The organism is Actinoplanes xinjiangensis, assembly GCF_003148685.1.
In the GTDB taxonomy this organism is placed as follows: Bacteria; Actinomycetota; Actinomycetes; order Mycobacteriales; family Micromonosporaceae; genus Actinoplanes; species Actinoplanes xinjiangensis.
Window position 1 is genome coordinate 30,823 of sequence record NZ_QGGR01000041.1, and the last position, 15,803, is coordinate 46,625.

The window sequence follows — 15,803 nt, forward strand, 5'->3', positions numbered from 1 at the left end:
AGTGACGCGGTACGTGGGCGCGATCGATCAGGGCACCACCAGCACACGGTTCATGATCTTCGACCGGGCCGGTCGCGAGATCGGCCGTCACCAGCTGGAACACCGGCAGATCCAGCCGCGGTCCGGCTGGGTCGAGCACGATCCCGCGGAGATCTGGGAGAACACCCTCAAGACCATCGCGGTGGCGCTCGCCGACACCGGGCTCACCCCCGCCGACCTGGCCGCCGTCGGGATCACCAACCAGCGGGAGACCGTGGTGCTGTGGGACCGTGCCACCGGAGCGCCGGTCGCCCCGGCGATCGTCTGGCAGGACACCCGCACGGACTACCTCATCCCGTCGATCGACGCCGACCTCGTCCGCAGTCGCACCGGTCTTCCGCCGGCCACCTACTTCTCCGCCACGAAGATCCAGTGGCTGCTCGACAACGGACTCCGGGACCGCGCCGAACGCGGCGAGGTGCTCTTCGGCACGATCGACTCCTGGCTGATCTGGAACCTCACCGGTGGCCTGCACATCACCGACGTCACCAACGCCAGCCGGACGATGCTGATGAACCTCGCGACCCTCGACTGGGACGACGAGCTGCTGGACCTCTTCCGGATCCCCCGGACGATGCTGCCGCGGATCCGGTCGTCGGCGGAGGTCTACGGCACGGCGGAGGCCGTACTCCCCGGGGTGCCGATCGCCGCCGCCATCGGTGACCAGCAGGCGGCCCTGTTCGGGCAGACCTGTTTCGAGCCGGGTGAGGCCAAGTGCACCTACGGCACCGGTGGCTTCCTGCTGATGAACACCGGCACCACCCCGGTCCGCTCCAGCCACGGACTGATCACCACGGTCGGCTACCGCTTCGGGACCGAAGCCCCCGTCTTCGCCCTGGAAGGGTCGATCGCCGCCTGCGGCGCCGCCGTCCAGTGGCTGCGTGATCAGCTCGGTGTCCTGGAGACGGCCGGAGACAGCGAAACCCTGGCCGGGCAGGTCGAGGACAGCGCCGGCGTCTGCTTCGTACCGGCGTTCTCCGGTCTGTTCGCCCCCTACTGGCGCCCGGACGCCCGGGCCGCCATCGTCGGCCTGTCCCGCTTCCACACCGCCGCCCACATCACCCGGGCCGCCCTGGAAGCCATCTGCTACCAGACCCGGGACGTCGTCGCGGCGATGGCCCAGGACTCAGGGACCGCCCTGGACTGTCTCCAGGTCGACGGCGGGGTCACCGCCAACGCCCTCTGCATGCAGTTGCAGGCCGACATCCTCGGCGTCCCGGTCAGCCGGCCGGCCGTCGCCGAGACCACCGCGCTCGGAGCCGCCTACGCGGCCGGGCTCGCGGTCGGCTTCTGGAACTCCCTGGACGATCTGCGCGCCAACCGGCACGAGGACCGGCGCTGGCAGCCGTCCTGGTCGGCGGCCCGGCGCAGCGAAGGCATCACCCGATGGAGTGCGGCCATCGACCGCACCCTCGACTGGGTCAGCGTCGGCTGACCCGCCGGAAAAGAGGATCAGAGATGAAAACCGGAGTGATCTCGCCCCAGGCCCGTACGAAGGCCCTCGCCGCCATGTCGTCCGGCCCCGAGTTGGACGTGCTGGTCGTGGGCGCCGGCGTGGTCGGCGCCGGCTCGGCACTCGACGCCGCCACCCGCGGCCTCTCCGTCGGCCTCCTCGAAGCCCGGGACTTCGCCAGTGGCACCTCCAGCCGGTCCAGCAAACTCATCCACGGCGGCCTGCGCTACCTGGAGATGCTGGACTTCAGCCTGGTCCGGGAGGCGCTGCGGGAACGCGGACTGCTGATCCAGAAACTCGCCCCGCACCTGGTCCGGCCGGTGCCGTTCCTCTACCCGCTGCAGAAACGCGCCTGGGAACGCCTGTACGTCGGTGCCGGCGTGGCCCTCTACGACATCCTCGCCCTCGGCGGCGGGGCCGGCGTGCCGATGCACCGGCACCTGAGCCGCGTCGAAGCGCTCAAGGCGTTCCCGTCGCTGCGCCCGGAGACCCTGGTCGGAGCGATCCGCTACTACGACGCGCAGGTCGACGACGCCCGGCACACCATGTTCCTGGTCCGCACCGCGGTCGCCAACGGCGCGCACGTCGCCTCCCGCACCGAGGTCACCGGCTTCCTCCGCGAGGGCCGCCGGGTCGTCGGCGTCACCGCCCGCGACCTGGAGACCGGCGCCGAACTGACGATCCGCGCCCGCACGGTGATCAACGCGACCGGCGTGTGGACCGGCGACAGCCAGGCGATGCTCACCGGCGAACGCGGCGAATTCACGATCACCGCGAGCAAGGGGATCCACCTGGTGGTGCCGCGCGACCGCATCGCCGGCCGCACCGGCATTATCCTGCGTACGGCCACCAGCGTCCTGTTCGTGATCCCCTGGAACCAGCACTGGATCATCGGAACCACCGACACCGCATGGGACCTGGACAAGTCCGACCCGGCCGCGTCCGGAAAGGACGTCGACTACCTGCTCGACGAGGTCAACAAGGCTCTCGCCGTGCCACTGACCCGCGACGACGTACAGGGCGTCTACGCCGGTCTGCGCCCACTGCTGTCGGCCGAGGCGGCCAGCACCGCGAAACTGTCCCGCGAGCACGCGGTCGGCAACCCGGTCCCCGGCATGATCGTCGTCGCCGGCGGCAAGTACACGACGTACCGGGTGATGGCCAAGGACGCCGTCGACGCCGCCGTCGGTGAACTCGCCGCCCGCGTCCCCGCCTCCTGCACCGACCAGGTCCCGCTGCTCGGCGCCGACGGCTACCGCGCCGCCTGGAACCGCCGCGCCGCCCTGGCCCGCGAGTCCGGCCTCACCGTCACCGTGATCGAGCAGCTGCTGCACCGCTACGGCACCCTGATCGACGAGGTGCTGACACTGATCGAGGAGGACCCGTCCCTCGGCCTGCCCCTGGACGGCGCCGCCGGCCACCTGCGCGCCGAGATCCGCTACGCGGCCAGCCACGAAGGCGCCCGGCACCTCGAGGACGTGCTGTCCCGGCGTACCCGGATCGCCTTCGAGACCCCGGACCGCGGCGTCGCGGCAGCCCGCGCGGCCGCCGCCCTGATCGCGCCGGTCCTCGGCTGGACCGCCGCCGACGCCTCCCGCGAGGCCGACGCCTACGAGTCCCGTGTCATCGCCGAACTCGCCGCCCAGCAACAGCCCGACGACGCCACCGCCGACGCCACCCTGCGGCGCACCTCCCTGGCCACCGCCGCCTGACCGGTCCGCTCCGGCGTGCGAGGACGCACGCCGGAGCACCACCGCCGTTTCTCCCTCCGCCCGCGAGGCCCGGTACCACCACGCGACCGTCGGCCGGTTCCACCCGACGCGCTCCACAACAACCCGGCCCCAGCCCCCGACGTACCCGGGCTGGTCCCCACCGCTGTCTCAAGCCCGCTGAGACAGCGGTGACAGCCAGCCGCCCCTTTCGGGCTGGGCCCCACCGCTGTCTCAAGCGCCGCGAGACAGCGGTGACAACCAGCCGCCCCTTTCGGGCTGGACCTCACCGCTGTCTCAAGCGCCGCGAGACAGCGGTGACAACCAGCCGCCCCTTTCGGGCTGGACCTCACCGCTGCCTCAAGCGCCGCGAGACAGCGGTGACAGCCAGCCCGGCGGGCGGAGCCGCCGGGCGGCAGAGCCCGGCCGCGGGCGCTCGCTAGCCTCGATCGGCTCGGGATCGGGTTTCGCTGTCGGCCGGGCCGCGTGGAGGCGGTACCGGACGACGGGCCGGGGCAGGGGGTGCGGGCGGGACCGGGTGACGGGCCGGGGGTGTGGGTGGGCGGCCGGCTTGGGGGGCGGTGCCGAGGGTGAAGGCGACGGTCGCGGCCACCGTGACGGCGCCGCACAGCAGGAGGGTGCCGGTGTAGCCGAGCAGGGCCACGGCACCGCCGCCGACGATGCCGGCCAGGACCATGCCGGCGGTGGTGGCGTTGGCGAACAGGGTGGTGGCGCGGCCGGTGGCGGGGGCCATCACGTCCTGGAACCAGCGGATGCCGGCGGCGCCGACGACGGCGATCGCGATGCCGCGGACCACCTGGCCGGCCACCAGCAGGCCCATGTCGTCGGCGAGCACGGTGAGGGCGAAGAAGAACACGAAGCCGCCCATGCCGGTGAGGATGATCAGGCGCTGGCTGATCCGGGCCGGTACCGCGGCCAGCAGCAGGGCGGCGATGACCTCGGCGGCGGCGCAGACGCTGAACAGGACGCCGACGGCCGAGGCGTTCTGGCCCAGTTCCCTGGTGACGAAGAGCGGCATGGCGACGGAGGCGGCGAACATCGCGGTGAAGAACAGGGTGATGCCGGTGGTGAGGAGGACCGTGACGGTCCGCGGGACCTTGGGGACGGGTTCGCCGCCGGGCAGGTCGGGTGGGTGGTGCGGGCCGGGACGGGGCACGGCGACCAGGACCCAGATCGCGGCGACGGCGAGGACCACGGCGGCGGTGCGGATGATGGCGCCGAACCCGGCGGCGGTGCGGACGACGGCGCCGATCAACGGGCCGGCTGCCCAGGCCAGCGACCACACCGAGCGCAGCAGCGGCACCGAGCGGCCGGCCTGGGGAGTGTCACCGAGCAGGTGCCGGCCCAGCGCGAACAGCTGCGGGAAGGCGGCGGCCAGGGCGGCGAGGAGCGTGACGGCGAGCACGAACAGCCAGGCGTACGACCGGACGACGGTCAGCAGCCACAGGGCGATCGCCCCGGAGAACATGGAGGCGGCCGCGTATCCACGGGAGGGGCGCCGGTCGTACCCGCGCCCGGCCAGCCACGCGAGCAGGATGCCGCCGGCGCCGTGCACCGACACGAAGGCGCCGGTCTGGAACGGGGTGAGGCCGACGACCTCGGTCACGAACAGGACGAAGTAGGAGCCGACCATCGAATCGGCCACGCCGAGCAGCAGCACAGCGACAGCCAGTGACATCGACATCGCTCACACAGTAACCCGGCGACGGAGAAATCAGCAGAGCGATCGGCCGTGCGGCACGGAAACCACGGATCGGAGGCGGTTTCAGGCCCAGATTCGCAGGAAGAGGATGCCGAGGAGATCGATGATCCTCATCAGCATCGGGTACATCGTGGGGAAGAACGCGCACACCAGCAGGATCAGCGCGCCGATGTTCTTGTCCTCGAACCACAGCCGCATCCAGGCCATGCTCGGGCCCGGTTTACGCAGCGCGTTCCACAGGATGCCGAAACCGTCCAGCGGCGGGATCGGGATGAGCGCCAGCAGGCCGAACGCGAGCAACCCGGTGCCCAGTGACAGCGCCACCTGCTCGGCGATCGGCATCGGGGAGCCGCGCAGGATCTCCCCCGGGTTCAGCACGGCCAGCGCCAACGTCGGGTGGACCAGGGCGAACCCGGCGATGATCAGCTCACCGGCGAGGATGCACGCGACCGGCCCGGCGGCGAACACCGCGGCGGCCCGGCCCCGGCCACGCCAGCGGGGCACCTCGTCGACCGTCAGCTGGCGGCCCCAGCCCATGCCACCGATCGCGGCCGCCACCGCCCCGAACGGGTCGATGTCGTGGCGGGGGCTGAACCGGACCAGTGGGCGGCCGTCACCGAGCCCGACGACGCGGGCCGTGAACCTCATGGCGACGGCACGCAGCGCCAGGCCGAGCAGGAAGGAGAACACCAGGGCGACGAACGCCACGGGTTCGCCGAGAGCGAAGAGCACGGTACGTGACCTAGCCTCGATCTGCCTGGGCGGCAATGACCTCGCGAGCGAGTTGGCGGTAGTTACGGGCGCCGGACGACGCCGGGTCCAGCGTAGTGATCGGGGCGCCCGCCACGGTCGACTCGGGGAACTTGACCGTCTTGGTGATGACCGTCTGGTACACCTTGTCGCCGAACGCCTCCACCACACGCTGGAGCACCTGGCGGCAGTGGGTGGTGCGGGAGTCATACATGGTGGCGAGGATGCCCTCGAGTTCGAGGTCGAAGTTGAGCCGCTCGCGCACCTTGTCGATGGTGTCGAGGAGCAGCGCCACACCACGGAGGGAGAAGAATTCACACTCCAGGGGGATGAGCACCCCGTGCGCGATGGTCAGCGCGTTGATCGCCAGCAGGCCCAGGGAGGGCTGGCAGTCGATCAGGATGAAGTCGTACTCCTTACGGACCGAGCGCAGCGCGCGGGCCAGCGCCATCTCCCGGGCGACCTCGTTGACCAGCTGGATCTCGGCCGCCGACAGGTCGATGTTGGCGGGCAGCAGGTGCAGCCCGGCCACATCGGACTTGATGATGACGTCCTCGGTGGCGACGTCGTCCTGCATGAGCAGGTTGTAGACGCTCAGGTCCAGGTTGTGCGGGTTGACACCGAGGCCGACCGAGCAGGCACCCTGCGGGTCGAAGTCGACGAGGAGGACCTTGCGCCCGTACTCCGCGAGCGCCGCGCCCAGGTTGATGGTGGTGGTCGTCTTACCGACACCACCCTTCTGGTTCGCCAGGGCGATGATGCGGGCCGGGCCGTGCCGGTCCTTCGGCATCGGCTCGGGGATCGGGCGGCGCATGGTGTAGGCCGTGGGGTCGGCGGGACCCAGGTCGGCACCGAGATCCAGGGAATTCTGCTGTTCGCGGAGGGCGGAGGTCCAGGCCTCCGCACGCTGGCCGTTCCCTGACATGTTCCTCGCCCCCCTTCGACTCGCAGCCGGAGCCGATGCCCGACTGTACGCCACGCGCCCCGCCCCGAAAGGGTTCAGCCGTTCGGCGTGTCGCGCCCACGCATCCATAGCCTCTAACGAGCCCGCGGGTGTGCGGTCGCGTACACCTCGCGGAGGCGTTCGACGGTCACCAGGGTATACACCTGCGTCGTGGTGACCGAGGCGTGTCCCAGCAGTTCTTGCACCACCCGTACGTCGGCGCCGCCGTCGAGCAGATGTGTCGCGTAGGAGTGACGCAGCGTGTGCGGGCTCACCGCGTACGGGCCGTCCACCGGAAGACCCACGGCCAGGGCGCAGCGGTGCAGGACCGTCCACGCGCTCTGCCGGGACAGCCGTCCGCCGCGGGCGTTCAGGAACACGGCGGGCGTGCCCCGGCCCGACTCGGCCAGCGAGGGCCTGGCCCGTACCAGATAGGCCTGCACCGCGGCCCGCGCGTAACCGCCGACCGGGACCACCCGGGTGCGGCCGCCCTTGCCCCGCAGGATCACCGCCGGATCGGTCTCCAGGTCGAGGTCGTCGATGTCCGCGCCGACCGCCTCGGAGATCCGCGCCCCGGTGCCGTAGAGGAACTCCAGCAGCGCCCGGTCGCGCAGGCCGAGCGGTGAGTCGGCGTCGGGAACCGCGAGCAGCCGGCCGATCTGGTCGACGTCCAGGGCCTTGGGCAGCCGCCGGGGCGGGGCGGGTGGCCGTACCTCCGCGGCCGGGTCGGTCGCCGCCAGCCGTTCGCGGACCGCGAACCGGTGCAGCCCGCGGACCGCCGAGATGGCCCGCGCCGCCGACGCCGACGCCAGGCCCTCCTCGCGGAGGCGGGCCAGATGCCCGGCGACGTGCGCGGGCCGCACGCCGGCGAGGTCGCCGATCCCCTCGGCCGCCAGCCCTTCGGCGTAACGGTCCAGGTCTCGGCGGTAGGACGCGAGGGTGTTGCGGGACAGCCCGCGTTCCACGGTCAGGTGGTCCAGATAGCTCTTGATCGCCCGCTCGAGACTCAGCGGAGCACCTCCGTCAGGGGTATCGAGGGCATCCCGTGTGCCTCCGCGACCGGCCCGTAGACCACCTCGCCGTCGAACGTGTTCAGACCGGCGGCGAGCGCGGGATCGGCGCGCAGGGCGCCGCGCCAGCCGCGGTTGGCCAGTTCCAGAGCGTACGGCAGAGTGACGTTCGTGAGCGCGTAGGTGCTGGTGTGCGGCACCGCCCCGGGCATGTTCGCGACGCAGTAGAACATCGACTCGTGCACCCGGTAGGTCGGGTCGTCGTGTGTGGTCGGCCGTGAGTCCTCGAAGCAGCCGCCCTGGTCGATGGAGATGTCCACGAGCACGCTGCCCGGCTTCATCCGCGACACCAGGTCGTTGGAGATCAGCTTCGGGGCCTTCGCGCCGGGCACCAGCACCGCGCCCACCACCAGGTCGGCGTCGAGCACGGCCTTCTCGATCTCGTACGCGTTCGACGCGATCGTCTGGATGTGCCCGCGATAGTCCGCGTCGACCGCCCGCAGCCGGGCCACGTTCTTGTCCAGCAGCAGCACCTCGGCCTGCATACCGAGGGCGATCGCGGCCGCGTTCAGCCCGGACACGCCCGCCCCGATCACCACGGCCTTCGCCGCGTACACCCCGGGGACGCCGCCCATCAGCACGCCGCGCCCGCCGCCCTGCCGCATCAGGTGATAGGCCCCGACCTGTGGGGCGAGCCGGCCGGCGACCTCGGACATCGGGGCGAGCAGTGGCAGCGAGCGGTCCGGCAGTTCGACCGTCTCGTACGCCACCCCGGTCACCCGGCGTTCCACGAGCGCGTCCGTGCACTCCTTCGAGGCCGCCAGATGCAGGTAGGTGAAGAGCACCTGGCCCGGGCGCATCCGGTGGTACTCCTCGGCCACCGGTTCCTTGACCTTGAGGATCAGATCGCCGAAACCCCACGTCTCGTCGGCGTCCGGCAGGATCACCGCCCCCGCCGCCCGGAAGTCGGCGTCGCTGATCGAGGAGCCGGCCCCGGCTCCGGACTGGACGGCCACGTCATGACCGTTACGGGTGAGTTCGTAGACGCCCGCCGGGGTGATCGCCACCCGGAACTCGTTGTTCTTGACCTCGGAGGGAATGCCGACCTTCATCTGCCGGACGTTACCCCTGACCTGCTGCTGCATGCGGTTTCGTGCACCGGTATCCCCCGGTCGGCGGTCCGGGCTGTACGGTTCCACCCGATGAGCGGCTTTCCCTGGCTTCTGGTGGACCAGAACACCGACGACGGTGAACTCGTGATCGCCGCCTGCTCCGACATCGACGGTCTGTTCGTCGAGGTGCCCCGGCCACCGGTCGAGCGGTACACCCTGCTGGGCTGCGAGCCGGCCGGCCGGCTGGCCGCGGCGTGCGACGGCGACGGCCCCGCCTGGCTGGGCAACGTCGGCCTGGACGCCATCCATCCGCCGCAGTCCAAGCATCCGGTCCACTGCTGGCACTGCGCCGAGGAGCTGCTGGACATCACGGTCCTGGACACCCGCCCGTCCGCCCTGGGCCGGGGGCTGCTCGACGTGACGCTGGAGGGCCGGCTGCGGATCGAGGAACTGGCCCGGTTCGCCCGCGGCGCCGACAAGGCACCGGACGCCGACGGGTATCTGCTGGTCGGCGTCACCGGTGACGGCGAGGAGGACTTCGGGCTGTGCCGTGAGGTGGCCGGGGTGTTCCGGTCCCGTCCGGCACCGGCGCCGCGCGGTGCCTCCCTGATCGGCTGCCGGCCGGAGCCGCCGTTGCAGCGCGCCCTCGACGCGCTGCGCCGCGGCGCGGCCCCGCGGCGCCGCTGGATCCAGGGTTCGATCTTCAGCGTCGACCGGGACGGTACGGCGGTCGGCATGGTCGGTGCGGGCCTGGGGGCCGAGGTCGCGGAGGTACGGCCGTCGCGTCTGGGCGACGGCCTGGTCGACGTCACCCTGCAGCCCACCTACGGCGACGCGATCGGTGGTCCCCGCCCGGCCGGGGCGCGCACCGTCTGGCAGCGCTGGCGGGCCGGGCGCCCGGACGTGCACGGTGAGTGGGCCGAGTACGACGCGGACCTGCGCCACGAGTGGGCCGGAGTCGCCCTGGCCCATCACGAGCAGCGTCCCGACCGGCCGGCGGGCACCCGCTATCACATGGCCGGGCGGCACATCACCGACGTCGAGGGGTTCTTCTGCGCCATCGGTGAGGCGGTCAACGGCCCCGGCGGCTACTTCGGGTGGAACCTCGGCGCCCTGCACGACTGCGCCAACGGCGGCTGGGGTGCGGCCCCCGGGTTCCGGCTGGTCTGGCACGACTCCGAGGTGGCGCGCAGGCACCTGGTGCCCGGCTACGACCGGCGCTGGTGGACCCCGGCCGTCACGATGGACGACCTGCTCGTCTACCTGGCCGACTCCGGAGTCGACGTAGAGCTGCGCTGACCGATTTTGCCCGGAACGCAGGGGGCCAGGTAGATTTCTGCCATGGCGGTCGATCGCCGCCGACCTGGGCATCCGCCAGTTCCTCGACATCGGCACCGGCCTGCCCACCGCACCGAACCTGCACGAGGTGGTGCAGGGCGTCGACCCGGCTTCACGGGTGGTCTACGTCGACAACGACCCGATCGTCCTGGTGCACGCCCGCGCCCTGCTCACCTCGTCATCGCACGGCTCCACCGCCTATCTGGACGCCGACCTGTCCTGTCCCGAGGTCCGCGCCTTCGACTTCAGCCGTCCGATAGCGATCAGCTTGCTGGCGATTCTGCAGTTCATCACCGACGATGCGGAGGCGTACCGGATCATCGACGCTCTCCTGGAGCCCCTCGCCCCCGGCAGCGCCCTCGCGATCTCCACCGTGACCGCCCACAACGAGCAGGCCGTCCTCGGCGCGAAGGCCTACACGGCCCGCGGCATCCCGGCCAGGCCCCGCACCGACGACGAGGTCCGCCGCCTGTTCCGCGACCTCGACCTGGTCGACCCGGGTGTGACCCTGGTCAGCCGGTGGCGCCCCACCGGCCCCACCCCCGACGACTTCCACGTCCAGATGTCCGGGGGCATAGCCGTCAAGCGCTGACGTCCCGCCTGTGCACGGTCAGGCGGTGCGGTTCGGTGTCCGGCTCGCCGACACCGAAGGAGATCACCCGCCGCGGGTGGATGCGGATGATCGCGTCCGGCCCGTCGACGGCCTCGCCGTGGCCGCGGATCTCCACGCAGCGGACCCGCCACGGGTCGGTCGACGGCAGATCGTCGACGACGAAGGCGACCCGGCCGTTGGCGGCCACGTTCCGGAACTTGCGGCTCGCCGCCATGTTGAAGCCGCGGATGTCGATCGTGGAGGTGTCCGGGTTCCAGGCGAACCCGACCGGGCTCACCTGCAGCGTCCCGTCCGGCTGCACCGTGGCCAGCCGGCCGAGCGCCTGCCCGGCGAGATATTCGAGTTCCAGCGCGGTGAAGGTCATCCGCCCAGCCTGCAACCTCGATCTAGGTTGAGGTCAACGGGTCAGCCGACGAATACGCAGAAGATGTGCCCGTCGGGGTCGGCGTAGGCGCGCAGGGGCTCTTCCGGGTCGTCGGAACGGTCGAAGCGGAGCGTGGCACCCAGCGACAGGATGCGGCCGTGCTGTTCGTTCAGCTCGTCGACGGAGGACACCGACGTGTCCAGGTGGGCCTGCTGGGGGATCTCGTCGCCCGGCCAGCTCGTCGGGCGTACCCCCGTGGTCTGCTGGAAGGACAGCTGGAAGCCGCCGTCGCGGGCCCGCAGCTGCAACCAGTCGCGGCCGCGCGGATCGTCCGAGCCCGCGGGAGGCGGCTCGTCGCCCTCGCGGTACTCCAGGTCGAGCAGCTCGCGGTAGAACTCGGCGAGCCTGCGGGCGTCGGTGGTGTCGAGCACGAAGGCCCGGAGCTTCGGCACGGTCATACCTCCGGGCGTACCCACCCGCCAGGATGTTGATGCGTACTCACCGGGGCCGCAGTGCCGCCAGCGCCAGGTCGACGATCCCGTCCGCGTACGCCTCGGTGAGCGGGCCGGTGCGCATCATCCAGCGGTGGTACATCGGCCCGATTAGCAGCTCGACGGCCTGGTCCAGGTCGACGTCCTCGCGTACCCGCCCGCGCAGTCTGTCCTTGATGGTGTCGAGCTGGGGCCGCAGAAGCCGGTCGCGCATCGTCGTGGCGAACGTCTCGCTGGACAGCGTCTCGATGGTCAGGGCCCGGGTGGTGACCGAGAGCCGCGGGTCGGCGAGTTCGGCGACGATGGCACGGACGACGAGGCGCAGGTCGGCTTCCAGGTCGCCGGTGTCGGGCAGCGCCGGCGGCCCGGCCTCGCCGATCTCCTCGACCAGGGCGTCGAGGACCACCGCACCGCGCCCGGACCACCACCGGTAGATGGTCTGCTTGCCGACACCGGCGCGGGCGGCGATCTTCTCCACCGTGAGGTCGGGATAGCCGGACTCGTGGAGCAGGGCGAGGGTCGCGTCGAGGATCGCCTTGCGGGCGCGTTCGCTGCGACGGCCGGGATCGGGAGTGGGCACGGCGCCGAGCGTATCGCAGAACGAGACGCAACGTCTCGTCTTGACAGTGGCGGGATTTAACGAGACGCTACGTCTCGTCTCGTTCATTGAAAGGAACCGTTCCCGTGCACATCGCCATGGTCAGCATCCCGTTCCCCGGCCACGTCAACCCGAGCATCGAGGTCATCCGTGAGCTGGTCGCCCGCGGCCATCGGGTCACCTACGCCAACGATCCGTCCTGGGCCGCGGCCGTCGAGGCGGTGGGCGCCGAACTCAAGCCGTACCGGTCGAGGCTTCCCGCCGGCGACGACTGGGACGGCGACATGATCGACCACCTGACACTGTTCCTGGACGACGCGATCGCGATGCTCCCGCAGCTGCGCGACGCCTACTCCGGCGACCGGCCCGACCTGTTCCTCTACGACATCGCCGGAGCACCGGCCCGCCTGCTGGCCGAGCAGTGGGGCATCCCGTCGATGCAGGTCTCCCCCACGTTCGTCGCCTGGGACGGCTACGAGCGGGAGATGGGACCGATGATCGAGCAGATGCGGGCCGACCCGCGCGGCGCCGCCTACTACGAGCGGTTCGAGCGGTGGCTGACCGATCAGAAGTCGACGATCACCGACAGCGCCGTCTTCCAGGGCCGCCCCGACCGCGGGCTGGTCCTGATCCCCCGGGCCATGCAGCCGTACGCCGACCGCGTCGACGAGAAGGTCTTCCGGTTCGCCGGCCCGATCCTCGGCGACCGCGCCGACCAGGGCGACTGGACCCGGCCCGCGGACGCGGAGAACGTGCTGCTCGTCTCGCTCGGCTCCACGTTCACCGACCACCCGGACTTCTACCGCACCTGTGTGACGGCGTTCGCCGGCCTGCCCGGCTGGCACATCGTGCTCCAGATCGGCAGACACGTCGACGAGGCGGTGCTCGGTGAGGTACCGGCCAACGTCGAGGTCCACCGCTGGGTGCCGCAGCTGCGGATCCTGCGCCAGGCCGACGCGTTCCTCACCCACGGCGGCATGGGCGGCTCGGTCGAAGGTCTGTACTGCGGCACGCCGATGCTCGTCGCGCCGCAGGCCGCCGATCAGTTCGGCAACGCCGAACGACTGGTCGAACTGGGGGTGGCCCGGCAGATCGACACCGCGATCAGCGCGGCGCAGCTGCGGGAGACGTTCCAGGACCTGATCAACGACCCGGAGGTACGCCGGGCGAGCGCCGGGATCAGCCGGGAACTACGAGCCAACAGCGGAGCCGGGTACGCCGCGACGCTCGTGGAGAACGCCGCGGCGCTCAGGTAGGCCGGCGCGGTGCCGGTACGGGAACGCCGCGGCGTGACGTCAGGCGGCCGGGAGGACGGTCCAGCCGGTGTCGCGGGCCCGTGCCGCGGCCAGGACGCCGGCGACCGCGGCCGCGTTGGTGATCTCGCCGCGGAAGACCATGGCGACACACTCGTCCAGGTCGACGCGGCGCACCTCCAGGTCGGCCTCCTCGGCGGTCCGCTCGTGCCGGTCCGCTGGGGGCACCGGAGCCAGGTCGCGGGCGAGGAAGACCCGGACCGACTCGTCGGCGAAGCCGGGCGAGGTGTGCAGATCGATCAGCCGGTCGATCCGGCCGGCCGTGAGGTCGACCTCCTCGGCCAGCTCCCGGGCCGCGGTGAGCGTCTCGTCCTCACCGACCACGTCACGCAGCCCGGCCGGCAGCTCCCACAGGTGCCGGCCGACCGGGTGCCGGTACTGCTTGATCAGCACCACCCGGTCCTGCTCGTCGAGCGCGACCACGACGACGGCGCCGCGGTTCTCCACCACGTCGCGGGCCGCGGTGCTGCCGTCGGACATGGTGACCTGGTCGGTGTAGACCGAGAAGATCGCGCCGTGGTACCGCTCGGCCCGGGACACCGTCTCGTGGGCGAAACCCATCTCAGGAGGCCTCGGGGACGTCGATCTCGACCGGCAGCTCGTCCGCCGCCGCATACACGATCGCCGCCTTGACCAGGCCGTCGAAGAGCGGGTGCGGCCGGGTCGGGCGGCTCTTCAGCTCCGGGTGCGCCTGGGTCGCCACGAAGTACGGGTGCACCTCCCGGTCCAGCTCGATGAACTCGACCAGCCGCCCGTCCGGGGACGTGCCGGAGAACACCAGACCGGACTGCGCCAGTTTGTCGCGGAAGTCGTTGTTCACCTCGTAGCGGTGCCGGTGCCGCTCGGAGATGCTCGTCGCGCCGTACACCTCGGCGACGATCGAGCCCTCCTTCAGCTTCGCCGGGTAGGCGCCGAGCCGCATCGTGCCGCCCAGATCACCCTTGCCCGCGACGATGTCCTCCTGGTCGGCCATCGTCGAGATGACCGGGTAGGACGCCTTCTCGTCGAACTCGACCGAGTTGGCACCGGCGAGCCCGGCCAGGTTGCGGGCGGCGTCGATGGTCATGCACTGGAGACCCAGGCACAGGCCGAGGATCGGGATCCGGTTCTCCCGGGCGTACCGCGACGTGTTGACCTTGCCCTCGATGCCGCGCACGCCGAAGCCGCCCGGGATGACGATGCCGTCGGCGCCCTTCAGAGCGGCCGCGGCGCCGGCCGGGGTGACACAGTCGTCGCTCGGCACCCACCGCAGCTGGATCTTCACGGTGTTACCGAAGCCGGCCGCCCGGATCGCCTCGCTGACCGACAGGTACGCGTCCGGCAGATCGACGTACTTGCCGACGAGCGCGATCGTGATCGTGCGCTTCGGGTGGTGCACCCGCTCCAGCAGGTCGTTCCACGTCTTCCAGTTGACGTCCCGGAAGGACAGCCCCAGACGGCGCACCACATACGCGTCCAGGCCCTCGTCGTGCAGCACCTTCGGGATGTCGTAGATGCTCGGCGCGTCCGGGCAGGCGATGACGGCCTCGACGTCGACGTCGCAGTAGAGCGCGAGCTTGTGCTTCATCTTCTCCGGGATCTCCCGGTCACTGCGGCAGATCAGGGCGTCCGGCTGGATACCGATGTTGCGCAGCGCGGCCACCGAGTGCTGGGTGGGCTTGGTCTTCAGCTCACCCGACGGGGCCAGGTAGGGCACCAGCGACACATGCAGGTAGAAGACGTGGTCCCGGCCGACCTCGTGGCGGACCTGACGGATCGCCTCCAGGAACGGCAGGGACTCCATGTCGCCGACCGTGCCGCCGACCTCGGTGATCACCACGTCCGGGACGTTGCCGTTCTCGTCCGGGTCGGCCATCGCGAAGATCCGGCTCTTGATCTCGTTCGTGATGTGCGGGATGACCTGGACGGTGTCACCGAGATACTCGCCACGCCGCTCCCGGGCGATGACCGCCGAGTAGACCTGGCCGGTCGTCACGTTCGCCTTGCCGGAGAGGTCACGGTCCAGGAATCGCTCGTAGTGACCGACGTCGAGGTCGGTCTCCGCCCCGTCCTCGGTGACGAAGACCTCACCATGCTGGAACGGGTTCATCGTCCCCGGGTCGACGTTCAGGTAGGGGTCCAGCTTCTGCATCACGACGCGCAGACCGCGGGCGGTGAGCAGATTGCCGAGGCTGGAGGCGGTGAGGCCCTTACCCAGCGAGGAGGCGACGCCCCCGGTGACGAAGATGTGCCGCGTGTCGCGCACTGTTGAGGCCAAGGCCCGCTCCCGTGGTCGCCGTTTCATCGGTTCTTGCGGCCGGGGCAGGACCCCATCCACGGGAGTTCACCGTAACACTGTTTGTCGGCA

Annotated in this window: 15 protein-coding genes; 5 read left to right on the forward strand and 10 right to left on the reverse strand. The window is 71.1% G+C overall.

What is annotated here, in order from left to right:
• Position 1 precedes the first annotated feature (1 nt).
• Together glpK and BC793_RS44850 are read left to right on the forward strand one after the other, a co-directional pair.
• A complete protein-coding gene (gene glpK / locus BC793_RS44845; protein ID WP_109602747.1) occupies positions 2–1,474 on the forward strand; it encodes a glycerol kinase GlpK in 1,473 nt (490 codons plus the stop codon).
• 23 nt (positions 1,475–1,497) lie between these two features.
• The gene (locus BC793_RS44850) at positions 1,498–3,204 is read left to right on the forward strand and encodes a glycerol-3-phosphate dehydrogenase/oxidase (protein WP_109602748.1); all 1,707 of its coding nucleotides are present in this window, start codon (positions 1,498–1,500) and stop codon (positions 3,202–3,204) included.
• A gap of 436 nt (positions 3,205–3,640) precedes the next feature.
• Here BC793_RS44850 and BC793_RS44855 read toward each other — a convergent pair whose 3' ends face one another.
• From BC793_RS44855 to ald, 5 genes are all read right to left on the reverse strand, one after another.
• Entirely contained in the window at positions 3,641–4,906 is a 1,266-nt protein-coding gene (locus BC793_RS44855; RefSeq protein ID WP_109602749.1) for an MFS transporter, read from the reverse strand.
• Between the two features lie 81 nt (positions 4,907–4,987).
• Positions 4,988–5,656 carry a zinc metalloprotease gene (locus tag BC793_RS44860; RefSeq protein WP_109602750.1) on the reverse strand — a complete coding sequence of 223 codons (669 nt, stop codon included), beginning with the start codon at positions 5,654–5,656 and terminating at the stop codon, positions 4,988–4,990.
• 10 nt (positions 5,657–5,666) lie between these two features.
• Positions 5,667–6,599: a ParA family protein gene (locus tag BC793_RS44865; protein ID WP_109602751.1), complete on the reverse strand. Its 933-nt coding sequence runs from the start codon at positions 6,597–6,599 to the stop codon at positions 5,667–5,669.
• Positions 6,600–6,712: 113 nt separating this feature from the next.
• Complete coding sequence (locus BC793_RS44870) at positions 6,713–7,627, reverse strand: site-specific tyrosine recombinase XerD (protein WP_109602777.1); 915 nt, start codon at positions 7,625–7,627, stop codon at positions 6,713–6,715.
• Entirely contained in the window at positions 7,624–8,739 is a 1,116-nt protein-coding gene (ald, locus tag BC793_RS44875; RefSeq protein WP_109602776.1) for an alanine dehydrogenase, read from the reverse strand. Before ald ends, BC793_RS44870 begins: the two co-directional genes overlap by 4 nt.
• Before the next feature lie 90 nt (positions 8,740–8,829).
• On the opposite strand from ald, the gene BC793_RS44880 reads away from it, so the two are divergent.
• A complete protein-coding gene (locus BC793_RS44880) occupies positions 8,830–10,038 on the forward strand; it encodes a barstar family protein (RefSeq protein ID WP_109602752.1) in 1,209 nt (402 codons plus the stop codon).
• Between the two features lie 100 nt (positions 10,039–10,138).
• Positions 10,139–10,669 carry an SAM-dependent methyltransferase gene (locus BC793_RS44885; protein WP_239170683.1) on the forward strand — a complete coding sequence of 177 codons (531 nt, stop codon included), beginning with the start codon at positions 10,139–10,141 and terminating at the stop codon, positions 10,667–10,669.
• On the opposite strand, the gene BC793_RS44890 is transcribed toward BC793_RS44885, so the two are convergent.
• From BC793_RS44890 to BC793_RS44900, 3 genes are read right to left on the reverse strand one after another with little or no spacing between them, the layout of a single operon-like run.
• Positions 10,659–11,054, reverse strand: a complete 396-nt coding sequence (locus BC793_RS44890; RefSeq protein WP_109602754.1) for a PPOX class F420-dependent oxidoreductase — start codon at positions 11,052–11,054, stop codon at positions 10,659–10,661. The genes BC793_RS44885 and BC793_RS44890 overlap by 11 nt on opposite strands.
• A gap of 41 nt (positions 11,055–11,095) precedes the next feature.
• Complete coding sequence (locus tag BC793_RS44895; protein ID WP_109602755.1) at positions 11,096–11,512, reverse strand: VOC family protein; 417 nt, start codon at positions 11,510–11,512, stop codon at positions 11,096–11,098.
• Between the two features lie 40 nt (positions 11,513–11,552).
• The gene (locus BC793_RS44900) at positions 11,553–12,125 is read right to left on the reverse strand and encodes a TetR/AcrR family transcriptional regulator (RefSeq protein WP_239170681.1); all 573 of its coding nucleotides are present in this window, start codon (positions 12,123–12,125) and stop codon (positions 11,553–11,555) included.
• A 116-nt stretch (positions 12,126–12,241) separates the two neighbouring features.
• Between BC793_RS44900 and BC793_RS44905 the strand changes: the two genes are divergently transcribed.
• Complete coding sequence (locus BC793_RS44905) at positions 12,242–13,399, forward strand: macrolide family glycosyltransferase (protein ID WP_109602778.1); 1,158 nt, start codon at positions 12,242–12,244, stop codon at positions 13,397–13,399.
• 39 nt (positions 13,400–13,438) lie between these two features.
• On the opposite strand, the gene BC793_RS44910 is transcribed toward BC793_RS44905, so the two are convergent.
• Together BC793_RS44910 and pyrG are read right to left on the reverse strand one after the other, a co-directional pair.
• Positions 13,439–14,017, reverse strand: a complete 579-nt coding sequence (locus BC793_RS44910) for an NUDIX domain-containing protein (protein WP_109602757.1) — start codon at positions 14,015–14,017, stop codon at positions 13,439–13,441.
• A gap of 1 nt (position 14,018) precedes the next feature.
• On the reverse strand, positions 14,019–15,740 hold the full coding sequence (gene pyrG / locus BC793_RS44915) for a CTP synthase (RefSeq protein WP_428839542.1): 1,722 nt from the start codon (positions 15,738–15,740) through the stop codon (positions 14,019–14,021).
• Positions 15,741–15,803 lie beyond the last annotated feature (63 nt).

Excerpts from the sequence above, each read along its gene's own strand:
- BC793_RS44895 (WP_109602755.1), bottom strand. The coding sequence starts at position 11,512 with ATGACCGTGCCGAAGCTCCGGGCCTTCGTGCTCGACACCACCGACGCC.
- BC793_RS44910 (WP_109602757.1), bottom strand. The coding sequence starts at position 14,017 with ATGGGTTTCGCCCACGAGACGGTGTCCCGGGCCGAGCGGTACCACGGC.
- ald (WP_109602776.1), bottom strand. The coding sequence starts at position 8,739 with ATGAAGGTCGGCATTCCCTCCGAGGTCAAGAACAACGAGTTCCGGGTG.
- BC793_RS44905 (WP_109602778.1), top strand. The coding sequence starts at position 12,242 with ATGGTCAGCATCCCGTTCCCCGGCCACGTCAACCCGAGCATCGAGGTC.
- BC793_RS44890 (WP_109602754.1), bottom strand. The coding sequence starts at position 11,054 with ATGACCTTCACCGCGCTGGAACTCGAATATCTCGCCGGGCAGGCGCTC.
- BC793_RS44855 (WP_109602749.1), bottom strand. The coding sequence starts at position 4,906 with ATGTCGATGTCACTGGCTGTCGCTGTGCTGCTGCTCGGCGTGGCCGAT.
- BC793_RS44865 (WP_109602751.1), bottom strand. The coding sequence starts at position 6,599 with ATGTCAGGGAACGGCCAGCGTGCGGAGGCCTGGACCTCCGCCCTCCGC.
- BC793_RS44850 (WP_109602748.1), top strand. The coding sequence starts at position 1,498 with ATGAAAACCGGAGTGATCTCGCCCCAGGCCCGTACGAAGGCCCTCGCC.
- pyrG (WP_428839542.1), bottom strand. The coding sequence starts at position 15,740 with ATGAAACGGCGACCACGGGAGCGGGCCTTGGCCTCAACAGTGCGCGAC.
- BC793_RS44880 (WP_109602752.1), top strand. The coding sequence starts at position 8,830 with ATGAGCGGCTTTCCCTGGCTTCTGGTGGACCAGAACACCGACGACGGT.